The following is a 24,087-nucleotide window of genomic DNA, read 5'->3' as shown; positions in this document are numbered from 1 at the left end:
CGTGGCCGGGAGGAACCATCATGTCCGATAGTACCTCGCCGCTGGTCATCAGCGCGCCCGAACCGCGCACGCTCGACCTGATTTTCACCCTCGATGCGCTGAAGAGGTTCCGGGCCAAGTACCGCATCGTGGAGACAACCGCTGATGAAGTCGCGGAACTGCCGGCGGATATGCTGGCCGGGGCCCGCTACATCATCGGCCAGCCGCCGATCTCGCCACGGACGCTGGAACAGATGAAGGCGCTGCGCTGCGTCTTCAATGTCGAGACCAATCTCGTCAACAACATGCCCTATGAGACGCTGTTTGCGCGCGGCATCCATGTCGTCACCACCGGCCTCGTCTTCGCCGAGCCGGTGGCCGAGCTGGGCCTTGCCATGGCACTCAATCTTGCCCGCGACATCGTCGACGCCGACCTCGCCTTCCGCCAGGGCAAGGAGTTGTGGGGCGGCGATGGCAACCAGACGGCGCGGCTGCTTTCGGGCGCCGATGTCGGCATCATCGGCTTCGGCGATCTCGGCCGCGCCCTGAACCGGCTGCTGACCGGTTTTCGCACCCGCACGAAAGTGTTCGATCCCTGGCTGCCGCCATCGATCCTGATCGACAATGGCGTCGACCCGGCTTCGCTCGAGGAGGTGCTGACATCAAGTGATTTCGTCTTCGTCGTCGCCTCGGTGACCTCTGAGAACCAGGGCTTTCTCGGCGCGGACGCGTTCGCGAGGATGCGCAGGGGCGCCGCCTTCATCCTGCTCAGCCGCGCTGGCGTGGTCGACTTCCCCGCCCTGATGGCGGCGGTGAAAAGCGGCCACATCGTCGCCGCAAGCGACGTCTTCCCCGAGGAGCCGCTGGCGCGGGAACATCCCGTGCGTGCCCTGCCCGGCTTTCTTCGCTCGGCCCACCGCGCCGGCGCGCTCGACATCGCCTTCAAGCGCATGGGCGACATGGTGCTGGAGGACATGGACCTGATCGACCGCGGCCTGCCGCCGCTGCGCTCCAAGCGCGCCGAGCGCGAGACCGTGTCGAGAATGCGTTCCAAGCCTGTGACCACAAATTGAACTTAAGGCTGCCCTAGGAGATTGAGAGCTTGATCAGGTCGTGAAGGATGCCAGAGGCTCGGTCTTGCATCGGGCCAGGCGGCGGTCCTACCCGGTACGTCGCGGTGCTTTGAAGGCCTGCAGTGCTTTCGATGACGAATTGGGTGACAACGGCGGCAAGCGCGCCGACGCCAAAAAAGAGCAGCACCAGGAGCGGTCGCCGTGACCGCGCCCGCCAACCCTTGAGCCCTCACGATTAGGGTAGGTTACCGGCTATTCTGGAAAACGCCCCGCTACGCTCGGCTCAAATCGACCCAGCTAGCAGATCTGAAGGCCCCTGAACTAAGCCTTGAGCAACTTGTCGCGTAGAAGAGAATGGAGGAGGAAAAGTGGAACATGCGTGTGCCGAGAAGATGCTTAAGGTCTTCGCTGCGGTTCAGCATGGCCATTTTTGGCGGTTTCAGTAAGCTCCATAGCCAGGTTGAATCTTGCTGGTATCAATAGGCGTTTCCGCCCAGTCGTTGTTTCAGCGGTTAAATCCGGTGCACTCCGTTGCGTCGTTGATCATCAGCCAATAGAGAGGGAATAAATCAGACAAAAGGACCAATCAATGACCAACCAAGCCGATACCCGCGCTGCCGAACTTGCTGAGTTAACCGCCGGCATTGTCTCAGCATATGTCAGCAACAATTCGTTGCCGGTGTCTGGCTTGCCGGATGTGATAGCATCGGTTCACACTTCGTTGTCCGGACTTGGCACGCCGATCGCGCCTGCCGCTGAACCGCAAACTCCCGCGGTCAACCCGAAGAGGTCGGTGACGCCGGACTTCATTATCTGCCTCGAAGACGGCAAGAAGTTCAAATCCCTGAAGCGGCATCTTAGATCTAGACGTCCGCGCCTTAATGCGGCAAGACCGGTCGCATCTATGTTTGAGGGCATCGCGTTGAAACACCAAGAGCGCTAAGGGAGAACAAGCGGTGATTTTGGTGTGCGATCGCTATGATCGCTGCCCGGGTCGCCCGCAGTCAACTGTGCCGGCTATGGGAACGAGTTATGAGCGCCAAATCCGGCTATTTAGTTGCGCGCGAGGAACATGAAAGCCGCGATCAGCCTTCGGCAGTTCCGGCCTGTCTGGAGCGCCTATCAAATTGCTCTAGTCGACTGGAATCGCGTCAAATCACCAGTACATACATCGGCTATGTGAGGTCCGCCTCAAGCTTTTCATCCCCAAAAGAATTGCCTCCCAGGTGCGGCTCGATAACCGAAGCTTGGCGATCCTATTCCACATCCGAGATACCTCCTCAGAACATGATCGATAATAGTGTTGCAGGCGCGCCACCGCAATTGCTTACCGCGATCACCTCCGAGAGCGCTCCGAGGATTGTTCATCCCGACGACGTACGTGGCGAGGATCGACCCGCCTGCGCCAATTCGGACGAGCGTGTATCCGGCGCAATCCTGAACCGATCGTGAGCTGAAGCTGCTGGAGGGAGCCCTTCCAACTCGTCACTGACCCCAGACCGATCCTGGCAGCGCGTTGAGCGGGATTTTCAGATAACGCAGGCCATTTTCCTCGACCTGAGGCAGCTCTCCTCCGCGAATATTGACCTGGAGGGCATGCAACATGAGCCTTGGCATCGGCAATGCCCTGTCTCGCGCCTCTCGAAGCCTGATGAACGCACTCCGAGATTGACCGGCAACGTGCTTGTTTTTCTCTTTCTGCTCCGCCACCGAACTCTCCCACAGAGCCTGGCGCCCTCCCGGCCTGTAGTCGTGACCGGTAAAGAGACGGGTCTCGCCGGGTAAGCTCAAAATGTCCTGGATGGACTGCCACAGATCAGCTGCGCTGCCGCCTGGAAAATCGGCGCGGGCGGAGCCGCTATCGGGCATGAAAAGCGTGTCGTGAATGAACGCCGCGTCGCCGATGACATACGTGATCGACGCCAATGTGTGCCCTGGCGAGTGCATGACGCGGGCTTCCAGCTCGCCAATCTTGAAGATCTCGCCGTCGCCAAACAGCCGATCCCATTGTGAGCCGTCGCATGCGAGATCCGGCCAATTATAGATCTCCTGCCAGATCTGCTGCACTTTCTTCACGCGCTCGCCGATCGCTATCGGCACGCCGGTTTTTGCCTTGAGATAACCCGCGGCCGAAAAGTGATCGGCATGCGGATGGGTATCCAGAATCCATTCGAGCTTCAGATTGTGGCTGTTGACGTAGTCGAGGATCACGTCCGCATTTGTCGTTGCTGTCGAGCCGGACTTTTCGTCGAAATCGAGTACGGGGTCGATGATGGCGCATCTTCGCGAACTCGGGCATGCAACGACATATTGGATGCTGCCCGTCCGTGCATCATAGAACCCGGCGACTTCAGGCTGCTGCATGGGCATTGCCCTCGACTGCGGCTCGCGGGAAGAAGATCGCCCGGCCAGGATCGAGGTCGTAGTCATGCTCGAAGTCCGTTGCCTCGGACGCAATCTGCGCCACGGCATCGAGTATGAACTGCACCTTCTCGTCCGGCAGCAGAACGCTGAAATTCAGCCGGGTGAATCCCGGCTTTTTCATTTCCTCGCCAGAGAGAATGGCTTGCCTTATTTCCTCGGACTGTTCGTCGTCGATCGATAGCAGTCTGTGCACATACGGGCCGGCACAGGCGCAGCCACCGCGCGCCTGGATCCCGAACCGGTCGCTTAGCATGCGCGTGATCAGCTGCTGGTGGACGTAGCCACCCTTTCCGTTTTCGACCCTAAAGGAAAAGATCGGAAGCCGCTCAGGATCCGACAGGCCGAGGAGTTCCAGCCGCGGCACGTCTTTCCATGCGCGAAAGGCACGGCGCGCTAACTCGCGATTGCGCGCTACCATCACATCAAGTCCGATCGCATCTTTGACGATGAAGGCCAGCGCGGCTCGTATGTCGCCGATCACGTTCGGCGTACCAGCTTCCTCGCGGGATTCCAGGCTGTCGCTGTAATCGTGTGTCTTCGGGGAGACAAACTTCACCGTCCCGCCACCTGGCCACGACGGCGTTTTCGTCGAAGGTCCGTCGCGTCGAACGATCAAGATGCCGGAGGCGCCGGGACCCCCGAGGAACTTGTGAGGCGAAACAACTATCGCGTCGATCTGGGCATCAGGGGCGGGCGACATGGAAATCGGCAGGTAAGGACCTGCGCCCGCATAGTCCCAGATCATCTTTGCGCCGGCGGCCTTCACGATCACGGTGATGGCCGCGACATCGCTGGTGATGCCCGTGACGTTTGAGGCCGCGGACATGGTGCATATCGTCAGATCTGACGACCCCCCGCCAACCGCGTCCTTGAGCTGAGACAGGTCCGGCCCGCCAGACGGATCCTCGGCGATTTCCACGATTTCTGCTCCGCTCTCACGCCAGGGCAGAATGTTGGAGTGATGCTCATAGGGACCGATAATGATCCGAGCGCGCTTGCCCGCTGCCACGGCTTCAGCGACGCCGAATAGCTTGACGAGGCGGTTGATCCCCGACGTAGCGCCGGAGCCGGTGAAGATCACAGCATGCCGTTCGGTGGCCCCGCAGAATTGACCGACCAGGGCGCGCGCTTCCCGACGCATGCGGGTCATGAAGCCTCCGCAATACGAGGCTTCCGTGTGGCTGTTGGCGTAGTACGGCAGGACCTCCTCAAGCACAAAGCGCTCGATCTGACGGAGTGCGCGGCCTGACGCGACATAGTCGGCGTACACCAAGTCCTTTGGCCCGTAGGGACCCACGATTTGCGCCGTCGATCCCACAAGCCCATCCCGGAGGTCGGCGGTCACGTCAGCCTTTTTCTTCAGCCCCTGGCGGAACTTTGACAGAGGGGTCTCGGTCTGCCTCGTCGTTGGGCGAGCTGCTTGCACGGTCATTCTCCCCGGCTCGGATATTGACTTAGATTGTAACCTGCTCCACGCTCGAAAAATTCACCTATTTTCTGCAATTTTTTGCTAGTGACGTGTCAAATGATCGAAGATCGGACGAAAATTGATGCTTTTGATATGAAGATTTTGACAGCCATGCAGATCGATGCAAGCCTTTCGCAGCGAGATTTGGCGGAGAGGGTCGGCTTGTCCCAGAATGCGTGCTGGCGGCGGATCCAGCGCCTGCAGTCGCTAGGTCTTATCCGCGGGTCGCACAGCAATATCGATCTGCGAGCGCTGGGGCTCGACCTGACGGTTTTCGTAATGGTTCGCACCCGCCACCATTCCAAGGAGTGGAGTGAAGCGTTCCGTGCCCATGTCGAACGGTTGCCGGAGGTGATCGATTTCTATCGGATCGGAGGGGACTGGGACTACCTGATCAAGGTCGTGACACAAGGCATGTCCGGCTACGATGCATTCTACCAGAAACTGATCACGAACTTCGACCTGGCTACGGTGACAGGCTTCTTTTCCATGGAAGCGATCATCAACAATCGTCCAGTGGATCTGACCAATCTGCGATAATGCGGCGCCTGCTGTTGGACACTTCGCCCTTCATCGTCGGCAAGCCGTCGACTGTGGCACCACCAGGGTGAGGTGTCGATTACATGAGCCCGCAGGTCTGGCTGCGAGTTCGCCCCATGAGCTGTTTGCAGGCCTCAACTGAGAGTTCCTCCGCCCTTGCTGCGCGGGTCCTGACGACGCTTCGCTCACGTCCGCACCCTCAGCGCCTGCTCCAGCCTGTCGGCAATCTGGGTGACGATATAGGCAATCACCATGTAGATCACGACGGCAATCACGAAGGCTTCGAGGTAGTAGTAGTTCAGCGCGGCGGTCAGCTGGGACTGGGCGAAGATATCGACAACCTCGATGGCGAATCCGAGAGAAAGCGCCTTCATGATGACCATCATCGAGGTTGTCAGGTCGGGAATTGCCGTGAGAGCCACCTGGGGAAACAGAATCCGTCGGAACAATTGGCCGTTCGTATAGCCAAGGGAATGGGCGGCGTCTGACTGACCGGTGTCAAAGGCGTTCAGGGCTCCTTTGATAATCTCCGATTGGAACGCAGCGATGCAGCCTGTCACCGCAATAATAAGGATAACCGAGTTGGGTGTTTCGTGGGCGTTGAAGTCGATCCCGAGCAACGAGAGCAGGAACTGGAATGCCGGGGGCAGACCGAAATAGGCGAGGAAAATCACGATGACCATCGGAACGCCCTTGAAGACGATCTTGTAAGCCATGATGAGCTCTCGCAGCACCGGGACTCGTCTGTATTCGACGAGCGCAAAAATGCTGCCGACTAGCGTCGACAAGACGAAAATCGTCAGCGCCATTCCAAGCGTTACAGGTACGGCGCCCAGAATTTCCTGAGTGTCCTGGAGCAAAATTTCGGTATCGAACATGGTTTAACACCCTTTAGGTCAGACGCTGGCGATGGCAGCGTTCTTGATCTGAGCTGTTGTCGTGGCCTCAGGCGCCTGCATCGGCGAGCGAAGCTCGAACAAGTGCACGATGAACCAGGCAATCAGGCACATCAGCGCATAGATGACGGCCAGGACGAGGTATGTTTCGAACTGGTACTGGTTATAGTCGCGCTCCATGATCAAGTGCGCGGTCGCCATCACGTCGGCCGCCCCAATGTACATGACCAGCGCAACGTTATGGATCAGGTAGATGATTGAATTTCCATAGCCAGGCAATGCGAAGTGCACCGCTTGCGGGCCCACGATGCGGGTGATCTTCTGGCGAAAGGTATATCCTAGACTGTCGGCCGCATCATGCTGGCCGCGATCGACGGCCAGGTATGCGGGCCGAAGGACTTCCGACAGATAGCCGCCATGGTAAAAGCTCAGTCCGACCATCGCAGCGATCGTCGGCGAGAAGAAATCTGCGGAGCCGAACAGGGCCACCAATAGGGGGAGCCCGTAGAACGCGACGAACAACTGGAGGACGACGGGAACGCTGCGGGCATAGGACACGTAGAGGTCGGTGAGGTGACTGACCACTGGTATCCTGCGAATCCGCAATGTTGTCGCAACGAGCGCCAAGCAAAAGCCGACCAACATGGCGGTAAACGTGATAGCGAGCGTCAGCGGCAATGCCGAGAGCAACTCGGGAATCATAGCAGAAACATCCACTTTGAAACACTCCTTCTTGCAATTCAACCTTGCCGCTGACGATATCTGCTCAGATCACATTATTTCATATACTTGACGATGCCTTCGCCAAACCACTTCTGCGATAGCTTTTCGATCGTGCCGTCGTCTTTCAACTCCTTGAGAACTTTGTTCACGTCATCGACCAGAACCTTGTTCTCATCTGACCTGTGAATAAGCATATAGGTGTTGTTGGTGAAGACCGGTTCGGATGCCACGATGTCGAGCTTCTTTTCATCGATGACGGTCTGCTCACCAAGATTTGAAGGCAGGACCAGCGCGTCGAACTTGCCGTTCTGAACCTCATCCAAACGGTTTGGATACGGGATTCCGGCGCTCGACGCCGTCACGTCAAGCTTGTATTGCGGATTTTCTTTTTGCCAGTTCATGATGAACTTATAAGTTCCGCCGCCAGCCGTGGTCGGAACGATCCTCTTGCCGACCAGGTCCTTCATTTCCTTGATGCCGCTGCCTTTCTTGCTGTAGATCTTCATCAGGCTGGCGCCCATGGGGTTTTCCGGAATGAAGAACTGCTTCGCGCGCTCGGGTGACTTGTAGTAGCCACCGACCGCGATGTCGTATTTGCCTGTGGCCAGGCCGGTCTCCTGCGCGATGTCGGAGACACCTTCCATTTCGAACTTGTATTGCGGCAGCTTTGCGTTGATCGCCCTCAGCAGATCGGGTTCATACCCTTGCGGCTCGACGCCGAGCGCGCCCCAAGCCAATGGCTTGGATTCGGCAGAGGTCGCGATCTTGATTGTCCGAACGGTCTGACCATAACTGATCCCTGCTGTCGCAAGGGCAATTGCGATGCCGCCGGCGACGGCCAGGGCATAACGACGCGAAAAACTGGATTTGATTGCAGACATTTCTTAGGTTCCCTTCTTGTTGAGCTATTGAAAAGCGAGTTCTGACTGCAGGAATTGAGCAAGTCGTGGGCTGGATGGTGCATCGAAGATCTCAGCCGGACTGCCGTCGGCGGCAACCACGCCACGATCCATGAAGACGATCCGGTTTGAGATGTTCCTTGCGAATTGCATCTCGTGGGTCACAAGCAGCGAAGTGATCCCGGACGACGTGACGTCCTTGATCACCTTAAGAACCTCACCGACCAGTTCTGGATCAAGCGATGATGTCGGTTCGTCGAAGAGCATCACATTCGGCCGAACCGCCAGCGCTCGTGCGATTCCAGTCCGCTGGAGCTGACCGCCTGACAATTGGGACGGATAGCTGTCCCGCTTGGCGGAGAGGCCAACTCGTTCAAGCTCCCTGAGCGCGATTTCACGCGCCTCGTCGGTGGACTTGCGCTGGACGACGACCAGCGGATCCATGACGTTCTGGAGGACGGTCATGTTCTTGAAGACGTTGAATTGCTGAAAGACCATCGCTGTCCGCAGCCGGATCGCCTGGATGGCTGCCTTGTCCGTGCGCTGGTAATCCATCCGAATCTGGTCGAACGCGATGATTCCAGATGCCGGCTTAACCAGGTAGTTGATGCATTTCAGCAGGGTGGTCTTGCCGGTGCCGCTTGGGCCGATGATTGACACAACGTCACCTCGCTTTACCGAGAGATTGACGCCGTTCAGGACCTGCGTGCTTCCGTAGGACAGCTTTATATCTTTGAGTTCAAGCATTCTAATTGGTGTCCTTCAGAGTGTGGGACGGAGTGCCTTGATCGCATGCGATATCATCACCCGCTCTCCGCATGGCCGAGAACGTGCATCAGCCGGTTTGCCCAGCCGAAGATCGATATGGCGTGGATCAGGTCAATGATCTCGCAGTCATCCATGCCGACCGATCGAAGCGCGGCGATATCGTCTGTCGTCGCTTCCGACGGTGCCGCCGACAGGCGGCGGGCAAAGCTGTAGATTGCCGCATCGCGGGGCCCGAGCGCTTCAGGTTTGTCGACATAAAGTGCGGTGACCACTTGGTCGCTCTTGGTCAGCTCTGCATGCCTGCGGGCGTGGACAACGGCACAGAATTTGCAGCCATTGACGATCGAGGCCCCCAATGCGCCAAGTTCGCGATCGGGACGGGCGAGCCCGCCTTCGACATACATGATCGCGTTGAACAAAACGGTACGCGCAAGGTAGCTCTCTGGGTCATGGGCAAGGGTTCGCACATATTCCGAAACCTTCTTGGCCGATGGCGTGACCTTCATCGCTTCAAGCTGTTCCGGCGTGGCGTCAGACAGCTCGACCGGTGCGATATACGGATGCCAATTCAATGGCTTCAGACGAACCGAGGAGATCATGTCGACCTCATCAGGCGCAAGCCGGTCGCCACCCGTGTCTGGAAGTTGACAAAAGCGATTAGCTCGGAGAGCGCGACGATCTGAGGATTGTTCAATCCGGCCTGGGCGAGCAGGGCGATGTCGCTCGCCTGCGCCTTTTTCGGCGTCAACGTGACCAGGTCAACATGACGAACGATGGTCGCCAGGGGTTCATTCAAATCCGTTTCCCCCTGGGCCAAGGCCAGAAGCTGCTCGGTCGGGTCGAGCTGAGCCAGCTGCACATCATATTCGGCCACCAGGACCGGATCGGCGTTTAGGGCGGCCATGCGACGGGCAAGAGCAACACGCAAATTTGGCGCCAGCCCCTGATCGTTTGCGGGCTGCAGCACCGAGAGGCGACATTCTTCCGCCCCTCGCACGAATTCGGGCCGAAACCGCCTTGCGGCGAAAAGCGCATCGTCCGGTGAAAGACCGGCAGCCTTGTCCATCGCGTCGATCACAACGCGGCCTCCTTCTGCAGCAAGGGAGTTGAATCGACCCATTCGTCGCCCAGAAGTTCGGGCGTGTCGTAGGCGATCAGATTGGCGAAGTGGGTTTCGACATCCTCGGCAAACAGCGATGCGGCAATGCCGCGGACCAGACGGTCGGCCCCGGCGCTGACGGCCGGGATATCGCCGGAGACCTTGCCATGGGTCAGCATGGCGGCGTCGTTGAAGCAGTGGATATGCGCCAGCATCGGGCAGGAGCCGTGGACGCGTTCGCGAAACTCGAAGGCCGGACCGAGATCCGGCGCGTCCGACATGCCTGCACGAGCCGGCCCCATATCCGGCCTATATCGGCCATCCGACCAGGTGCGGATATGTGGGGCGATCGCCGCAAATTCCGGGCGGCCGCTGAAGTCATTTGAAAAGCCGGTTGCCGCGATCAGGAAGTCGTAGCGCAACGGCCCCTGCGTGGTTTCCACCAGCAGGGTCCCTGTCTCCTCCTTCACCGCAACTATGCCGCAGTCGAGAAGGAACCGAGCATTCGAATGGCGAGACACGCGAAGTGTCGATGAACGCGGCGGCGGTGTCTGGGTCGAGGCGGTATAATCGAAGAATTTCCATTTCCAGGCGTCGGGCAAGTGATGCATGCCGAGTACAACACCCGGGCTGCCAATGCCGGTCAGCTTGTTGATGCGCGGCATTTCCTTGCGCCGGATCAACATGTCAACAGAGCCGGCTCCCGCCTCGAGTGCCGTTGCGGCATTGTCCATGGACGAGGCACCAGCGCCGATCACCGCCACACGCTTGCCTTTCAGCGTGTCGAAATCGATGTCGTCGGCGGAATGGGCCCAATAGGCGCGATCGATGCCGCTGAGGAAATCGGGCACGGCAAAACCGCCCAAACCGGACCGACCGGTGGCCAGAACGAGACGACGGGTGAGGACCCGGCCAGTCTCCGCGCCCTCGATATCGATCGCAATCAGATCCCCAACGGCTGCCAGTCCGGTCATGCGCACGCTGTTGCGCACCGGCAGACCGAGAACCTTGCGGTACCAGACCAGGTAGTCCATCCACTGGCCCTTGGGGATTTTGTCCAGCGACCGCCAGGCCTCAGCGCCCCATTGCGCCGTGAACCAGGCCCGGAACGTCAATTGCGGCAGGCCGAGCGACGGACCGTGCAGGGTTTTTGGCGACCGAAGCGTTTGCATGCGGGCAAAGGTCACCCATGGTCCTTCGAGCCCCGCCGGAGCCGCATCATAGGCCACGACATTGCTTATCCCGGTCAGCATCAGCTTTGCCGTGGCAGCAAGTCCGCACATGCCGGCGCCGATGACAACGACGTCACGGACCGGCACGCCATCGTGCGAACGCGCAGGAACCCATGGCTTGGCGGGCAGTTCGAGAAACTCGAGATCCTGCGCGAGCTGTGCTTCGAGCGCAGCAAGACCTGTCGACGTTGGCGCGGCGGGGGTATGCTTCATATTCCCGTTCCGTAATTTGTGCCGGATGCAGGATCGTTCACCAATTGGCCAGCCAGGGCCGGATCTAGTTTCTTGAAGCCGACGATCGACCGTTCAGCCACCGCTTCGACCGCATCCATCAACGCCTGCGCGACTGGACGAAGGGGGCGTTTCTCGGCAGCCACAACGCCCCAATAAAAGAGAACGGTCACGTCGATCGGGCGAATGACGACACCAGGCAGGGCCACGCCATAGGCGGTGAGGGGATCAATCACAGCCGCAACGCCAGTCCGCCGAACGATCTGCAAGGCGCCATATGCGGTATTGGTCCGGATCACAGGCCCGGTATCGATGCCCCTGGCCGCCAAGGCCTTGGAGACATGCAACTGGAAACGCAGGGGGTTGAGCAAAGTGGCGACGCGGCGACCGGCAAAGGCGGAAAGCGGTATGACGTCAAGTTCAGCCAGCGGATCGTCCTCCCGCACGGCAGCGACATCAGGCGCCGAATAGAGCCGCAGGACGTCCAGCCCAGGCGTATCGAGCGGCAGGCTTGAAAACCCGATCTCTGCACGTCCGCTGCGCACCTCCTGGGCGACGATCGAGGGCAGAAACTGCCCCAGATGCGTCTCTTGCGGAAGTTCGACACCTTTGAGCTCGGCCATGGCCGTCGGGATCAAGCCAGTACCGATCGCCGAGGTCGTAACGATCTGCAGAATCCGACCTTTGCCGGCGGCAATCATCTTGGCCCGCGCGGCAAGCTCGGCGAAGGACATCAGCAAGCGCCGCGCCTCCTCCTCGAAGGCCGCACCCTCCTCGGACAACTGCACGCGTCGACCGACGCGGTGCAGCAATTCGAAGCCGAGCTCCGCTTCGAGGTCCTGAATGGTGCGTGTCACTGCAGGTTGGGAACGACCGAGCATGTCAGCCGCCTTGGTAATGCTGCCGCTGGCAGCAACCGCAAGGAAGCTCTGAAGGTCGCGGGTTTCCATGTTCTCTCTACATGCGCAATCCGTATGATTGACATCGTCTCATTCATTTTTGATATATGTCAAGCGGAAACGGATATTCGCTGAGGCATGTTGCAATCGCGGGCTCAGGCCGGAATCCCATCGCCAGAAGCCGACGATGGCAGATGCGGCTCCGATTTGTGGAACCTCCTAGTGAGAAATGGAGGCTGCAGTGCCCGCAACAGGAGGGAATTTATGCGCGTAAGCATTCTTGGCGCCGGAGCGATTGCTTACGGCCTTGCCGCCTATCTGGCCGAAGCGGGACATGACCCTATGCTTTGGTCGCCTTCCGGAGAACGCACCAAGGCGCTGGCCGCCGGTGGATTGCTGAAGGCTACCGGAGCTATCAAGGCAACGACTAAGGTGCGCATCGCCAAGGATTGCGAAGACGCCATTGCCGATGCCGACGTCGTCATAATCGCGTTGCCGGCTTACGGCCACAAGATGGTGATGGACGCTGCCACTCCTTATCTAAGGGACGGAACGCCGGTTATCATCAGCTCGCACAGTTCCTTTGGGGCACTGTATCTCTCCAAGCGGCTTGCCGACCGGAAGGTTAGCCTGCCGATCGTCGTCTGGGGTACCACGCTCGTGACCGGGCAACAGCGCGGGCCAGCCGAAATCGATGTTGCAACCGTTCGCCAGAAACTGGATGTCGCGACGCTGCCTTTCAGTGCTCAGGACCAAGGGTTCGCGCTTTGCACGAGCTTGTTCGGCGATCGTTTCGTCAAGCGCGACGGCATGCTTGCTATCGCGCTCAGCAACCTCAATCCGCAGAACCATCTCGGGATCGCTCTTCTTAATCTCACACGCATGGAGAAGGGAGAACAGTGGAGCCAGGCCGGAAACGTCACCCCGGCTGTCGGCCGCTTTATCGAGGCTCTGGACGCGGAACGATTGGCGATCGCCGCCCGTTTTGGAATTGCCGTGCGCACAGTTGAAGAGCATTTTTCATTGTCGTTTCACGTCCCCATGGCCACCGTTTCGGAAATGAACCAGGAGATGGATCGCCAAGGCCGCGGCGGCTTCGGCCCGTCAACCATCGAAAGCCGCTATATTCTCGAGGACGTTCCGTTCGGGCTGCTGCCGACCGTTTTGTTGGGGAAGATCAGCGGAAATTCAGCGATTCTCCATGAATCTGGAATTGCCATATTCTCGGCGGCTTACGGTCGCGATCTTAAGGGAGATAATGATATTCTTCCCGCGCTGGGCTTCGAGGGAATGGCAAAAGCGGACCTCGAAAACCTTTGCCGTAAGGGATTTTAACAAGTTTCCACAGTGGACTGGGACATAGGTCAAGTGCCCGAAAAACCACCGGGGCTGCTTGCCGGCGAGCATGCAGGTTCGTCGGCGAGCGCCGGGAGATGTCTCCAGGAACTCAGCACGAGATCGAATGGTCCCGCCCGGCGGTGTGAGTGGGTCTGTAGCAGGGTCCGTCATCGAAACCCAGTGCGGCATGGTTCCATCAGTTGCCAGATGCCTGAACATTGCATCAACCGCGCAGGCGCTTCGCGCCTCCATCAAGATACCGGCCATGCAGGCGCCGACAGTCCGGAACAACGAGTGTCGTAGCCCGTTCAGGATAAGTGGTTCGTCCACAATCAGCTACGCGAGATAGACATGTTCCGATTTTTAACGTTGGCAGGGACCATCTTGGGTCTGACGATGTCGCCGGCGCAGGCCGCCAGTGATGCGGATCAGGCTGTCGAACAATTTCACCGTACCTGTCTGGCCGAGGGTCCCAATTTCGAGCGCATGTTAGAGACCGCGCACGAACGCAGGTGGACACTTATTGCCGAAGCAGGCTTCGCCGAACTCGCGCCAATCGCTAATCCAACCTCAGTGGAGGCATGGCTGGTGGCCGAAGCGGAGGAAGGATTGCCAGCAGGAACCATCATCGGCACCACCAAGGCAACGATGAGCGGCAAACCGGTGCAGACGTGTACGCTGGCATTTCCCGATGTCGATCAAGAGGCATTTCGGAAGAGTTTCTTCACCCGTACGGATGCCGAGAAGATTGCCGAAGATCGCGATACGGAGGAGTTCTCGCGTCTCTACATCCTCGTTGCCGGCGGACGTAAGCAATTTGTCCGGCTGGTGGTCCTGCCTTCAACGCCACCAGGAAACCCGCGCGTAGTTGCCAGTTCGATCATGGCCGACTGACATGTCATTCCTCCGGCCCCCGTGCTCCTCTGGAGGGCGAACATTGCGGGACGTCGCGAGCAGCAGGAGATCGTAGATAATTTTCAGCCCACCGGCGATGATCAGGGGCCAGCCGAAGCTGGAGACGCCAAGGAGAGCCCCTGCAAGGACTGGACTGGCGGCCGCCGCAAGGCTGCGCGGGACGGTGGTGATGCTCACCGCGGCAGCCCGCTCTTCGGGCGTCACCACGGCCATGACGTACGATGTGCGGGTCGGCACGTCCATCTGCGACAGTGCGCTTCTAATCAGCAAAAGAGCGATCGCCGGAGCGACGCTCGGCATGAACGGGATGAGCACCAGACAGAGGCTTGACGAAAGGTGCGTAAACACCATGGTGTTTATAAGTCCGATCTGCTGGGAAATTCGCACAGCGACCAAATAGGACGCAGCCGAAAGGACACCCGTCCAGAAAAAGATTGCGCCGGTCGCGGCGAGCGACAGGCCGAACCGTTGAAAGAGCCAGAGGGCCAACAACGACTGGACGACGAAGCCGCCTGCGAAAGCATCGAGGCTGAAGAGTGCGGCGAGCGTTAGAACGATGGAGCGAGACCTGCGCAATGGCTGTGCCGACACTTTGCCTGCATCAGGCGCGTCACTCGGCAGCCGCCGATAGAGGAGCACCGCCGCCAACCCAAGTGAGGCATAAAATAGAAAAGCTGCCTGGAGGGCCTGCTTCATTTCCAGGCCGATGGCGTCGCGGAGAAAGTCGGGCGCTCCTGCAGCCAGCGCTCCGACGGCGCCGGCGAGGGAGCCGATGAGGCTGTAGCGCGCAAAGAGCGCCGTGCGGTCGCGGTCGGTGACGCTCTGCGCAAGCTGCGCATGTTCGAGCGGTAGAAACACGCTGACGTCCCCTGAAGATGGGTTTAGCGTGCCGACGAACGCGATGAGAAGCAGCGGCCAGAAGTCGTGAACGACAGCGAAGACGACCCCCGTTGCTATCATCAGGACAGCCGCTGCGGTCAGCAGCGCTCGACGGGAGAAGCGATGCGCGACGATCCCAACAGCCAGGGTGAGGACGGCTGAACCCGCGAGCGTCGCCGTCGACAGGGTTCCGATCTCGAAGGCGTCGAAGCCGAGCGTGGCCAGATAGGCGGGAAGCAGGATGCTGACCAGACCGTCACCGAACGCCCGCAGTCCCCTTGATATCAGCAGGTTCGCAGCAGTCGGCTCAGCACCGGCAGGAAGCAGCCTGAAGCGCCGCTTCGGAATAGCTTTGCGCAAGCCGTGCACGAGCCGCTGTACCGTCAACGATGCCTCCTCACCACTGGTAAGCGGCGCTGGCTGCACGGGTTAGATCGCTCCTGTCGCCATCCCGTAGAGCAGCCCGAGGATCGAACAGCCGGCGAGCACCGGGAGCATGCCGATCTTGAAGCGAAACACCGCTAGCAGCGCACCCAATGTCAGGACGAGCGACGCGATGTTGACGGAGCTGGGCACGGGCACATCCAACGTCATGCCGTACCCTTTGACCTCGCGCAGTGATCCAAACAAGACGTGAAGCGCGAACCACACCGCCAGGTTCAGGATCACGCCCACCACGGCCGCCGTGATGGTCGCCAGCGCGGCGGACAAGGCCTTGTTGCTGCGCAACGTTTCCACGAACGGCGCACCGACAAATATCCAGAGGAAGCAAGGTGTGAAGGTGACCCAGGTGGTGAGCAGGCCGCCCAGCGTTCCGGCGAGCAGTGGATTAAGCGATCCCGGCGCCCGGAACGCGCCCATGAAGCCGACGAACTGGGTCACCATGATCAAGGGGCCAGGCGTCGTCTCCGCCATGCCGAGGCCGTCCAGCATCTCGCCGGGCTTCAGCCAGCCATAGGTATCGACAGCCTGCTGCGCCACGTAAGCAAGGACGGCGTAGGCGCCTCCGAAGGTCACGACCGCCATCTTCGAGAAAAAGACCGCGATATCGGCGAAGACATTGCCGGACCCGAACAGCACGAAAAGGCCGAGGACAGGTGCCAGCCATAGCACCAGAAACACACCTCCGATCTTCAACGACCAGCTGACCGGCGGGCGAGCATGGGCAGGAATGCCTTCGCCGAGCGCCGATTCCGCGTCGGCGACCTGCCTGCCGCCGACCTTGCCATGGCCGTTGCCCGCCATGAACGCTGCCAGCCCGGCCCGCCCGCCGACGTACCCGATTACTCCGGCCGTCAGGACAATGAGCGGGAACGGGACATGGAACAGGAAGAGCCCGATAAAGGCGGCGGCGGCGAGGCCTATCATGACCTTATTCTTGAGCGCTCGCTTGCCGACCCGGATAACCGCCTCGAGCACGATGGCGAGGACGGCGGCCTTCAGACCGAAGAAAAGCGCCTGCACCGCGCCGACATCGCCTAAAATCGCATAAATCCAGCTCAGCGCCATGATGGCGAGGACGCCGGGCAGTACGAACAGTGTGCCGGCCACGAGCCCGCCTCGGGTTTTATGCAGGAGCCACCCGATGTAGACGGCGAGCTGCTGGGCCTCCGGTCCTGGCAGCAGCATGCAGTAGTTTAGCGCATGCAGGAACCGCGTCTCGCCGATCCAGCGCTTCTCCTCAACGAGGATGCGATGCATTACCGCAATCTGGCCGGCCGGGCCACCAAAACTCAACGCAGCGACTCGCGCCCAGACCCGCACTGCTTCGCGGAATGGGATGCCATGCGAAGGTTCATCCCCCAGCGCATTCGGATGGACGGCATGGGCGCTGGTCATTGGTTCCCCTCACCCGCGCTTCTGGCGGAAATACTGGTAGAGATTGTCGAAGACCGGGCCGCCCTGCCCGATCCGCTGCTCGTCGCCCTTATTCGTCAGGGCGATGCCCGCGATTAGGCTGGCAATGCCCGTCGTCTCGTCGCGCCCGAACTTGCCGTCCTTGAGGTCGATATCATGGACGATCTCGGCGATGGCCTGCAGCGCCGGGTCGTCAAGCCCGGCCCGGGTGAGCAGCACCTCGAAGCTGCAGCGGTCGCCCTCATGGGTGATCTCACCGTCAAACATATCAAAGCGCAGCTCTCCCGGCTTTGCCGCATAGCTCTTGCCCGGGACGAAGCGGATGACGGCGTCTGGATCAATGAAGCGGCGGATTAGCCAGCTGCAGGCCATCCGGTCGACGTGCACGTCGCGGCGTGTCACCCAGATCCGGCCCTTGAGGTCAGTAATCGGCTCAGTCGCCTTTGACTCCTCGGTCATGGGCCGGTCCTCCACGAGATGCGTCTCGAGCTCGGCGAGCAAACCCTCGACCGCGAGGCGACCTGTGGCGCCGAAGAAGTCGATCGTGTCCACCTCGGCGAGCCGCTTGCGTATTCGGCCGAGCTGCGACCGTGTCTCCGCACGCTTTTCCGGCGTGGCGTTCGCGCCGATCTCGGCGGCGAGACCACGCGCTTCCTTGGCGACCTCCGCATAGTCGGCATCACGCGCCGCATCGAACAGCGCTTGGACCTCGGCATCCGACAATCCGTCGACGAGACGCGCCTCGCACACCATCGCCTCGCCACCACCCGCGACGATCTCCTTCAGGAGCCACTCGAAATCCTCCTGCGTCTCGGCATTGGCCGGCAGTGCATAGACGGTGCTTTTCACCGCGACCGCGCCGATGCCTTGCAGCCGCCGCCAGATCTTCACCCGGAAATAGGCCGGCTTGCTCGGCAGCCGATGGATAAGGAGCAGCCAGCGCTGTTCCGTCGTTTCCCCCTCACTCATAAGTGAACCGTATCACGTGCACAAATAAATGCAACACTTGTATCATTTCATATTCGCGCGTAGCGTTGACCTCCTTATGGCAGTGGGCCGCCTGGGCTTGTTGCCAAATCAAGGGAGACAAGGCCGTGAAATGGGTTACCCGCGAACGTCCGGTCATCGACCGCATTGCCTGCCCCTGGCTGATCGCCCGCTTCATCGACAAGGAGTCCGAATTCCTGTTCGTGCCACCCGATCAGGTGATCCGGGTTGCACAGGAGACGGGCGCTACGCCGTATGACGTGCCCGGCGTCGAATTCACGCATGTCGGCGACGGCTGCAGTTTCGACACCTTCGTCTCGAAATACGGCCTCGAGCGCGACCCGGCGATCGTGACCATTGCCGCGATCGTGCGCGGTGCCGACACCGACCGGCATGACCTGACGCCGCAATCGGCCGGGTTGCTGGCGATCTCCATGGGTCTGCGGGACCTGACGCCCGACGACCATGAGGTGCTGAACCACGGCTTCGTCATCTATGACGCGCTCTACGCGTGGGCTTCGGGCCGCAAAGCGGAAACGCATAGCTGGCCTCCCGCCACGAAGCCAGCAGCCGCATGACGAATTGGGCAATGGGGGCAGATCACAAGGAGAAACCCCATGCATGCAAAACTCGTGACCGGAGCAATGCTGATCGCGATGTCGGCGCTGCTCCAACCGGCATCGGCGGCACCCGATTGGGAAACAATCGCAAAGGCGCTCGGCAAATCCGGAACCGAGACGCCTGATGGCGTCTACCGGGTCGGGCTGCCACGAACGGACCTGAAGGTTTCGCTCGATGGCATATCCCTGAAACCCGGATTTGCGCTTGGAGGCTGGATTGCGTTCGAACCCATGGGGAAACAGGCCATGGTCATGGGCGACATCGTTCTGACGCAGGACGAGGTGAACCCGGTCATGAAGAAGTTGGAAGAAGGCGGGATCGAGATCACCGCGGTGCACAACCACCTGCTGCGCGCGGAGCCGATGACGCTCTACATGCACGTGTTCGGCCAGGGGGATCCCGTCACGCTCGCCACGGCGCTTCATGCCGGATTGGCACTGAGCAAAACACCGATGGGAGGCGGCGCCCAGCCGCAAGCCGCTCCGGAGATCGAGTTCGACGCAGCCGGTGTCGACCAAACCATCGGTTACAAGGGTAAGGCCAATGGCGCGGTCTACCAGTTCACGATCTCGCGCGCTGAGCCGGTCGAGGAAAATGGAATGGAAGTGCCGGCGGCCATGGGCTCGGCAATAGCGATCAACTTCCAATCGACAGGTGGCGGCAAGGCGGCGATCACGGGTGATTTTGTGCTGACAGCAAAGGAGGTCAATCCGGTTATCAAAGCCATGCAGGACAACGGCATCGAGATCACCGCGTTGCATAGCCACATGCTCGATGAGCAGCCGCGGCTCTTCTTCATGCATTTCTGGGCGAACGACGATGTGCAGAAGCTGGCGAAAGGCCTGCGCGCAGCCCTCGATAAGGTCGCCGTCAAGAAGAGCTAGATTGGTGGCCCGTCCAACGGCGGAGTTCGGCCGGCTCGGAGCGATCGCCGGCCTTCTTCCCGCTGCCTCGGGAATTGTTCTCTGGCACGGCGTCTCTCCGCCACCAGCATTGCGCCGGAGATCACCTTTCCATCGCAACGAGAGGCGGGCCGGGCTTTTGCGAACCGATGCGTTCGGAACGATCGAAGGCCCGCTTCGTTCTGATCGGATGGACTGGATTAGACTAGGCCTCCTGTGTCGCAGAGCGCCGATTTTGGGTATTCCTTTTCAGCGGGGATCGCCGCCGCCCAGCGGGGCGATACCATCGACGATGTGCTCGCGCGCGCCGACACGGCCCTCTATTCCGCAAAAATGGCGGGCCGCAACCGCATCCACCTGGCAACTTAAGACCGGCCTAAATTCTGTGCAGCGGGCGGATTTTGTCCCGTTTCATCGACACTCCTGTGTTTTCCACAGAAATTTGCAACCAATGGTGCCAAGCCGCGGGTGAGGCACTTCCACCAAATCGCATGGAAATACACGGGGGTCGGGAGGCGATCGACGTTAGAGGGCCAAATCAGGGCGACGAAATGCGCCTCACGATCCCTTGGGACGTACCACTAGCCGAAATGTGCGGAGGGCTCGCCGACCAGCATGGCCTCACGGTTAGTTGAATATTAAGCAAGGGCATGCAAAAGGGTTTGTTGACGGTTTTCGCGATCGGCGAGCACCCGGAGACAAAGGAGCACTCCAATGCGCGTCAAGCTGGCAGCCGTTTTGGCTTTTCTTTCGACAGCGTCCCTGATGACCAATTCTGCCTTTGCGGTGACGGCGAACGGCAGCATGACGGTTCGCCTGACGATCACCAATGAGTGCAAGGTGCAGACAGCCAACGACCTGAATTTTGCTTCGCACGGCGTCCTCGATGCAAACCTCGACCAGACCAGCACCATCGGCGTGCAGTGCACCTCCGGCCAGACTTACAATGTCGGCCTAGGCGCGGGCTCTGGCTCCGGCGCAACTGTTGCGGTTCGCAAAATGACCTCGCCTGCCGCTGGCACGGTAAACTACACGATTTATCGCGACAACGGGTACAGCCTCGTTTGGGGCAACACTGTTGGGACGGACACTGTCACCGGAACCGGTAACGGCAACGTTCAAAACCTGACCGTCTATGGGCGGGTGCCCGCTCAGCTGACGCCGGCAGCAGGCGACTACACTGACACGGTTGCGATCACCATAGAGTATTGATCTCTCCCAAGCGCGAGGGAATTGTATGCGACGTCTGCTGACACGTATCAGTGCCGCCGCGATCTTCGTGCTGAGCGCAGGTCTCGTTGAGGCTGCTTCACTGAGGGTCGCTCCAACTAGCCTGGAGTTGATCGCGCCCGACAGCGCGGCGGTATTGAACCTGCACAACGACGCCAAGCGCTCGATAAACGTACAGATTCGCGTTTTCAGGTGGCGGCAGGCCGGCGGCGTGGAGCAACTGGAGCCGACTTCGGATGTCGTCGCCAGCCCGCCATCGACTAAGATCGGACCAAATGCAGACTACGTCGTTCGCGTCGTTCGCGTCAGCAAGGCACCGGTTGGCACCGAAGAAAGCTATCGCCTCTTAGTAGACGAGTTGCCCGATCCGTCGCGGAAAAAGGCCGGAACGGTCGCTCTGGTGCTTCGCTATTCCGTTCCTGTCTTTTTTCGCAATCCGGATGCGAAACCCTCTGACGTGTCGTTCAGCCTGTCGCGGGCCGAAGGCAGGCTCGTCCTGACTGCGCGCAACAATGGTGAGAGCCGCCTGAGACTGTCCAATCTCAACCTAGTCCAAGGCAGCAAGAAGCTCGGAGCCCGCAGTGGGCTGGTCGGTTATGTTTTGGGTGGCGCTACAATGCAATGGCCGCTCGGCACCGCCAAATCGCTGGCCGCAAGCCCTGTTACGCTCAAAGGGCAAAGCGATCTTGGACCGTTCGATGCCCCAGTTGCGATCAAGGGGCGCTAGGGCCGCGGTCGTCGTTGCGGGCATCACCCTCCCTCTCCTGGCGGCGAACGCGCAGGATTTACCAGCCGAACCGCAGATTGCGGACTCCGCTTCCCCCCGAGCGGAACGCCGGGATCTTTACCTTGAAGTGTTCATCAACGACGTTTCGACGGAACTGATCGGGACTTTCACGGAATTTGCCGGCGGCAGCCTGGCCACAGCACCGGACGAACTCACCCAACTTGGCCTGAAGCCCGTGGATAGCGCGATCGATGCCGATGGTCTGGTCAGGCTCGATCAACTGCCGGACGTTGCCTTTCGCGTCGACGAAGCAACCCAGCGCCTTTACGTTACGACAACAAACGATGGTCGATCCGCGCACATCGTCGACATTCGCGGCAGCGATAAGCAAGATCTCCTGAAGCCGCAGTCCAGCTACGGTGGTGTGCTGAACTATTCGCTGTTTGCGAGCTCCAACAGCTGGTTCGAAGATGATCTGGACCTGTTCCAAGGCATTTCCGGCGGCTTCGACGCGCGCGTTTTCAGCCCCTTCGGCACTCTCGGCCAGTCATTCACCGCCGGCTATTCGGACGGCGAGTTCGGAGGGCTAGTACGGCTCAACACGACGTGGAGCTACTCGGACCCAGAACGCCTGATGACCTATCGGGCGGGTGACTTCATCTCCGGCGGGCTGTCATGGACGCGGCCCGTCTACCTCGGCGGCGTTCAGGCCCAACGCAATTTCCGGCTTCGGTCCGATCTGGTCACGCTGCCGCTGCCGTCGTTCGGCGGGAGCGCAGCGGTCCCGTCGACGCTTGAAGTCTATACCCAGAACGTCCGCACCTACAGCGGCGCGGTTCCCGCCGGCCCGTTCCAGATTACCAATCTGCCGGTGTTTGCAGGTGCCGGCGAAGCGCAGGTTGTGTTGCGAGACAGCCTTGGTCGCGAAACCAGCGCCACGCTGCCGTTCTACACGTCCTCCTCTATGCTGGGACAGGGTCTGCTCGATTTCTCGGCGGAAGTCGGATTTCCCCGGCGCAATTTCGGCATCGAATCTGCCGACTATGACCAGCGCCTCTTTGGCGTCGCCAGCGCCCGCTACGGTCTCACAAACTGGCTGACACTCGAGGGGCATGCCGAGGGCGGCGAGGATTTGGTCAATAGCGGCGTGGGCGCGGCCTTTCCGCTCGGACACTACGGCGCTGCCTCGGTGGCGGTCGCCGGCAGCCATCATGAGGGGCGCACGGGGGCGATTTTAAACGCATCGCTGGAGACGACCTATGAGGGATGGTCGATCTATGGTCGCATCCAGCGTGCGTTCGGCGATTACCAGGATGTCGCCTCGGTGACTGCAGAACCTTCGTTTCCCAGGCTTGGCGATTTGCCGATCTTTAGCGGCAACGTCCCGCGATCGATCGATCAGGTAACTTTGAGCGTTCCGGCGCCCCTTGAGTTTTCTAGCCTCAACTTCTCCTACACGCATCTCGAAAGCGCCGAAGGCGAGAAGAGCCAGATTATCGGCCTTTCTTACAGCCAGCAATTGTTCAGACGAAGCAGCTTCTACGCCACGGCTTTTGCCGATCTCGAAGACCGCGACAGCTTCGGGGTGTTTGCCGGGATTTCCATCCCGTTCGGGGACGACATCACGGCCTCGACTGGCGTAGAGAGCGGTCCAGACGGGCTCAATATGGCTGCCGACGTAGCCAAAACCGAGCGTCTGGAGGACGGCAGCATCGGGTGGCGGGCGCGGACGGCGGAAGGAGAAACGACCAGCCGTTCGGCTGGCGTCAGCTACAGGGCTCCCTTCGCTCGCTTCGAGGCCGATGTTCAACAATACGATAAGGAGTTCAGAGCCACTGCGCAGATGGATGGCGCGATTGCCGTCGCCGGAGGCGGCATCTTCGTGACCAATCGTATCGACGATGCTTTCGCGGTCGTTGAGGTCGGTGCGGCTGATGTCGACGTGCAATTCCAGAATCGGCCGGTTGGCAAAACGAACAGTCGGGGCCGTATTCTCATCACTGGCCTTAATTCCTATGAGCCGAACACTGTTTCGATCAATCCTAAGAACCTGCCGGTCGATGCGGACATTCCGGCCACGAAGGAGGTCGTCGTGCCGGCTGATCGCACCGGTGTCGTCGTGAACTTCGGCGTTTCGGAAGCGCCCGAGGCAGCGCTCGTCACCTTGGTAGACAGCAGCGGGATGCCACTCGAGGCTGGCCTGAGCGGCCGCATTGACGGTGGCTCGGAAGACTTCGTCATCGGCTACGACGGCCAAGCCTACGTCCGCGGTCTGGGTGCCAAAAACGCGCTCGTGGTGAACCGTTCGGATGGGAGTTCCTGCAGGGCCGAATTTGCCTACCAGCCGACGCCCGGCCGGCAGGTGGCGATCAAGGATGTGACGTGCCGGTGAGAACGGGC

At 60.1% G+C, this 24,087-nt stretch carries 23 protein-coding genes and 1 pseudogene; 11 read left to right on the top strand and 13 right to left on the bottom strand.

Annotated elements, in window-relative coordinates:
- Positions 1-20: 20 nt before the first annotated feature.
- Both NKI97_RS26210 and NKI97_RS26205 read left to right on the top strand, forming a co-directional pair.
- Positions 21-1,052, top strand: coding sequence for a hydroxyacid dehydrogenase (locus tag NKI97_RS26210; RefSeq protein ID WP_352747095.1), 1,032 nt, complete (start codon positions 21-23; stop codon positions 1,050-1,052).
- A gap of 589 nt (positions 1,053-1,641) precedes the next feature.
- Positions 1,642-1,911, top strand: a pseudogene (locus NKI97_RS26205) (Ros/MucR family transcriptional regulator); the annotation flags it as partial.
- Between the two features lie 626 nt (positions 1,912-2,537).
- Here the strand turns inward: NKI97_RS26205 and NKI97_RS26200 are convergent.
- Together NKI97_RS26200 and NKI97_RS26195 are read right to left on the bottom strand one after the other, a co-directional pair.
- A complete protein-coding gene (locus NKI97_RS26200) occupies positions 2,538-3,416 on the bottom strand; it encodes an MBL fold metallo-hydrolase (RefSeq protein WP_352747185.1) in 879 nt (292 codons plus the stop codon).
- Positions 3,403-4,908 (bottom strand): aminotransferase class V-fold PLP-dependent enzyme, encoded by a 1,506-nt coding sequence (locus NKI97_RS26195; RefSeq protein WP_352837445.1) that lies wholly within the window; start codon positions 4,906-4,908, stop codon positions 3,403-3,405. Before NKI97_RS26195 ends, NKI97_RS26200 begins: the two co-directional genes overlap by 14 nt.
- A gap of 93 nt (positions 4,909-5,001) precedes the next feature.
- Between NKI97_RS26195 and NKI97_RS26190 the strand changes: the two genes are divergently transcribed.
- Positions 5,002-5,484, top strand: coding sequence for an Lrp/AsnC family transcriptional regulator (locus NKI97_RS26190; RefSeq protein WP_352817830.1), 483 nt, complete (start codon positions 5,002-5,004; stop codon positions 5,482-5,484).
- Positions 5,485-5,669: 185 nt separating this feature from the next.
- On the opposite strand, the gene NKI97_RS26185 is transcribed toward NKI97_RS26190, so the two are convergent.
- Genes NKI97_RS26185 through NKI97_RS26150 form a run of 8 tightly spaced genes read right to left on the bottom strand, consistent with a single transcriptional unit; the run spans position 5,670 to position 12,282 of the window.
- Positions 5,670-6,362 (bottom strand): amino acid ABC transporter permease, encoded by a 693-nt coding sequence (locus NKI97_RS26185; RefSeq protein ID WP_352837442.1) that lies wholly within the window; start codon positions 6,360-6,362, stop codon positions 5,670-5,672.
- A gap of 18 nt (positions 6,363-6,380) precedes the next feature.
- The gene (locus NKI97_RS26180; RefSeq protein WP_031194726.1) at positions 6,381-7,097 is read right to left on the bottom strand and encodes an amino acid ABC transporter permease; all 717 of its coding nucleotides are present in this window, start codon (positions 7,095-7,097) and stop codon (positions 6,381-6,383) included.
- Between the two features lie 59 nt (positions 7,098-7,156).
- The gene (locus NKI97_RS26175; protein WP_352837439.1) at positions 7,157-7,984 is read right to left on the bottom strand and encodes a transporter substrate-binding domain-containing protein; all 828 of its coding nucleotides are present in this window, start codon (positions 7,982-7,984) and stop codon (positions 7,157-7,159) included.
- Positions 7,985-8,008: 24 nt separating this feature from the next.
- Positions 8,009-8,749 carry an amino acid ABC transporter ATP-binding protein gene (locus tag NKI97_RS26170; protein ID WP_352837437.1) on the bottom strand — a complete coding sequence of 247 codons (741 nt, stop codon included), beginning with the start codon at positions 8,747-8,749 and terminating at the stop codon, positions 8,009-8,011.
- A 56-nt stretch (positions 8,750-8,805) separates the two neighbouring features.
- Positions 8,806-9,369 carry a peroxidase-related enzyme gene (locus NKI97_RS26165; protein WP_352837434.1) on the bottom strand — a complete coding sequence of 188 codons (564 nt, stop codon included), beginning with the start codon at positions 9,367-9,369 and terminating at the stop codon, positions 8,806-8,808.
- A complete protein-coding gene (locus NKI97_RS26160) occupies positions 9,366-9,848 on the bottom strand; it encodes a CMD domain-containing protein (RefSeq protein WP_352837431.1) in 483 nt (160 codons plus the stop codon). The genes NKI97_RS26165 and NKI97_RS26160 overlap by 4 nt, the downstream gene beginning before the upstream one ends.
- Complete coding sequence (locus tag NKI97_RS26155) at positions 9,845-11,314, bottom strand: NAD(P)-binding domain-containing protein (RefSeq protein WP_352837428.1); 1,470 nt, start codon at positions 11,312-11,314, stop codon at positions 9,845-9,847. Before NKI97_RS26155 ends, NKI97_RS26160 begins: the two co-directional genes overlap by 4 nt.
- A complete protein-coding gene (locus NKI97_RS26150) occupies positions 11,311-12,282 on the bottom strand; it encodes a LysR family transcriptional regulator (RefSeq protein ID WP_352837425.1) in 972 nt (323 codons plus the stop codon). The genes NKI97_RS26155 and NKI97_RS26150 overlap by 4 nt, the downstream gene beginning before the upstream one ends.
- A 213-nt stretch (positions 12,283-12,495) precedes the next feature.
- On the opposite strand from NKI97_RS26150, the gene NKI97_RS26145 reads away from it, so the two are divergent.
- The gene (locus NKI97_RS26145; RefSeq protein ID WP_352837422.1) at positions 12,496-13,566 is read left to right on the top strand and encodes an NAD/NADP octopine/nopaline dehydrogenase family protein; all 1,071 of its coding nucleotides are present in this window, start codon (positions 12,496-12,498) and stop codon (positions 13,564-13,566) included.
- A gap of 354 nt (positions 13,567-13,920) precedes the next feature.
- Positions 13,921-14,463, top strand: a complete 543-nt coding sequence (locus NKI97_RS26140; protein WP_352837420.1) for a hypothetical protein — start codon at positions 13,921-13,923, stop codon at positions 14,461-14,463.
- On the opposite strand, the gene NKI97_RS26135 is transcribed toward NKI97_RS26140, so the two are convergent.
- The 3 genes from NKI97_RS26135 to NKI97_RS26125 all read right to left on the bottom strand — a co-directional run bounded on the left by NKI97_RS26135 (position 14,410) and on the right by NKI97_RS26125 (position 18,189).
- Positions 14,410-15,690, bottom strand: coding sequence for an MFS transporter (locus tag NKI97_RS26135; protein WP_352837474.1), 1,281 nt, complete (start codon positions 15,688-15,690; stop codon positions 14,410-14,412). The genes NKI97_RS26140 and NKI97_RS26135 overlap by 54 nt on opposite strands.
- 102 nt (positions 15,691-15,792) lie before the next feature.
- Positions 15,793-17,202, bottom strand: a complete 1,410-nt coding sequence (gene chrA, locus NKI97_RS26130; RefSeq protein ID WP_352837417.1) for a chromate efflux transporter — start codon at positions 17,200-17,202, stop codon at positions 15,793-15,795.
- Positions 17,203-17,211: 9 nt separating this feature from the next.
- On the bottom strand, positions 17,212-18,189 hold the full coding sequence (locus NKI97_RS26125; RefSeq protein WP_352837414.1) for a chromate resistance protein ChrB domain-containing protein: 978 nt from the start codon (positions 18,187-18,189) through the stop codon (positions 17,212-17,214).
- Positions 18,190-18,314: 125 nt separating this feature from the next.
- Between NKI97_RS26125 and NKI97_RS26120 the strand changes: the two genes are divergently transcribed.
- The 6 genes from NKI97_RS26120 to NKI97_RS26095 all read left to right on the top strand — a co-directional run bounded on the left by NKI97_RS26120 (position 18,315) and on the right by NKI97_RS26095 (position 24,079).
- Positions 18,315-18,785, top strand: coding sequence for a chromate resistance protein ChrB domain-containing protein (locus tag NKI97_RS26120; protein ID WP_352837411.1), 471 nt, complete (start codon positions 18,315-18,317; stop codon positions 18,783-18,785).
- Between the two features lie 39 nt (positions 18,786-18,824).
- Positions 18,825-19,712, top strand: coding sequence for a DUF1259 domain-containing protein (locus NKI97_RS26115; protein WP_502907120.1), 888 nt, complete (start codon positions 18,825-18,827; stop codon positions 19,710-19,712).
- Between the two features lie 234 nt (positions 19,713-19,946).
- Positions 19,947-20,099, top strand: coding sequence for a diguanylate cyclase domain-containing protein (locus NKI97_RS26110; protein WP_352837408.1), 153 nt, complete (start codon positions 19,947-19,949; stop codon positions 20,097-20,099).
- A gap of 396 nt (positions 20,100-20,495) precedes the next feature.
- Positions 20,496-20,942, top strand: a complete 447-nt coding sequence (locus NKI97_RS26105) for a Csu type fimbrial protein (RefSeq protein WP_352837468.1) — start codon at positions 20,496-20,498, stop codon at positions 20,940-20,942.
- A gap of 25 nt (positions 20,943-20,967) precedes the next feature.
- Positions 20,968-21,687 (top strand): fimbrial biogenesis chaperone, encoded by a 720-nt coding sequence (locus NKI97_RS26100; RefSeq protein ID WP_352837405.1) that lies wholly within the window; start codon positions 20,968-20,970, stop codon positions 21,685-21,687.
- Entirely contained in the window at positions 21,659-24,079 is a 2,421-nt protein-coding gene (locus NKI97_RS26095; protein WP_352837466.1) for a fimbria/pilus outer membrane usher protein, read from the top strand. The genes NKI97_RS26100 and NKI97_RS26095 overlap by 29 nt, the downstream gene beginning before the upstream one ends.
- The last annotated feature ends 8 nt before the right edge of the window (positions 24,080-24,087 follow it).

The sequence above is a fragment of the Mesorhizobium sp. M0296 genome, assembly GCF_040321675.1.
Taxonomy (GTDB): domain Bacteria; phylum Pseudomonadota; class Alphaproteobacteria; order Rhizobiales; family Rhizobiaceae; genus Mesorhizobium.
This window is presented reverse-complemented; position numbering and strand designations above follow the sequence as displayed.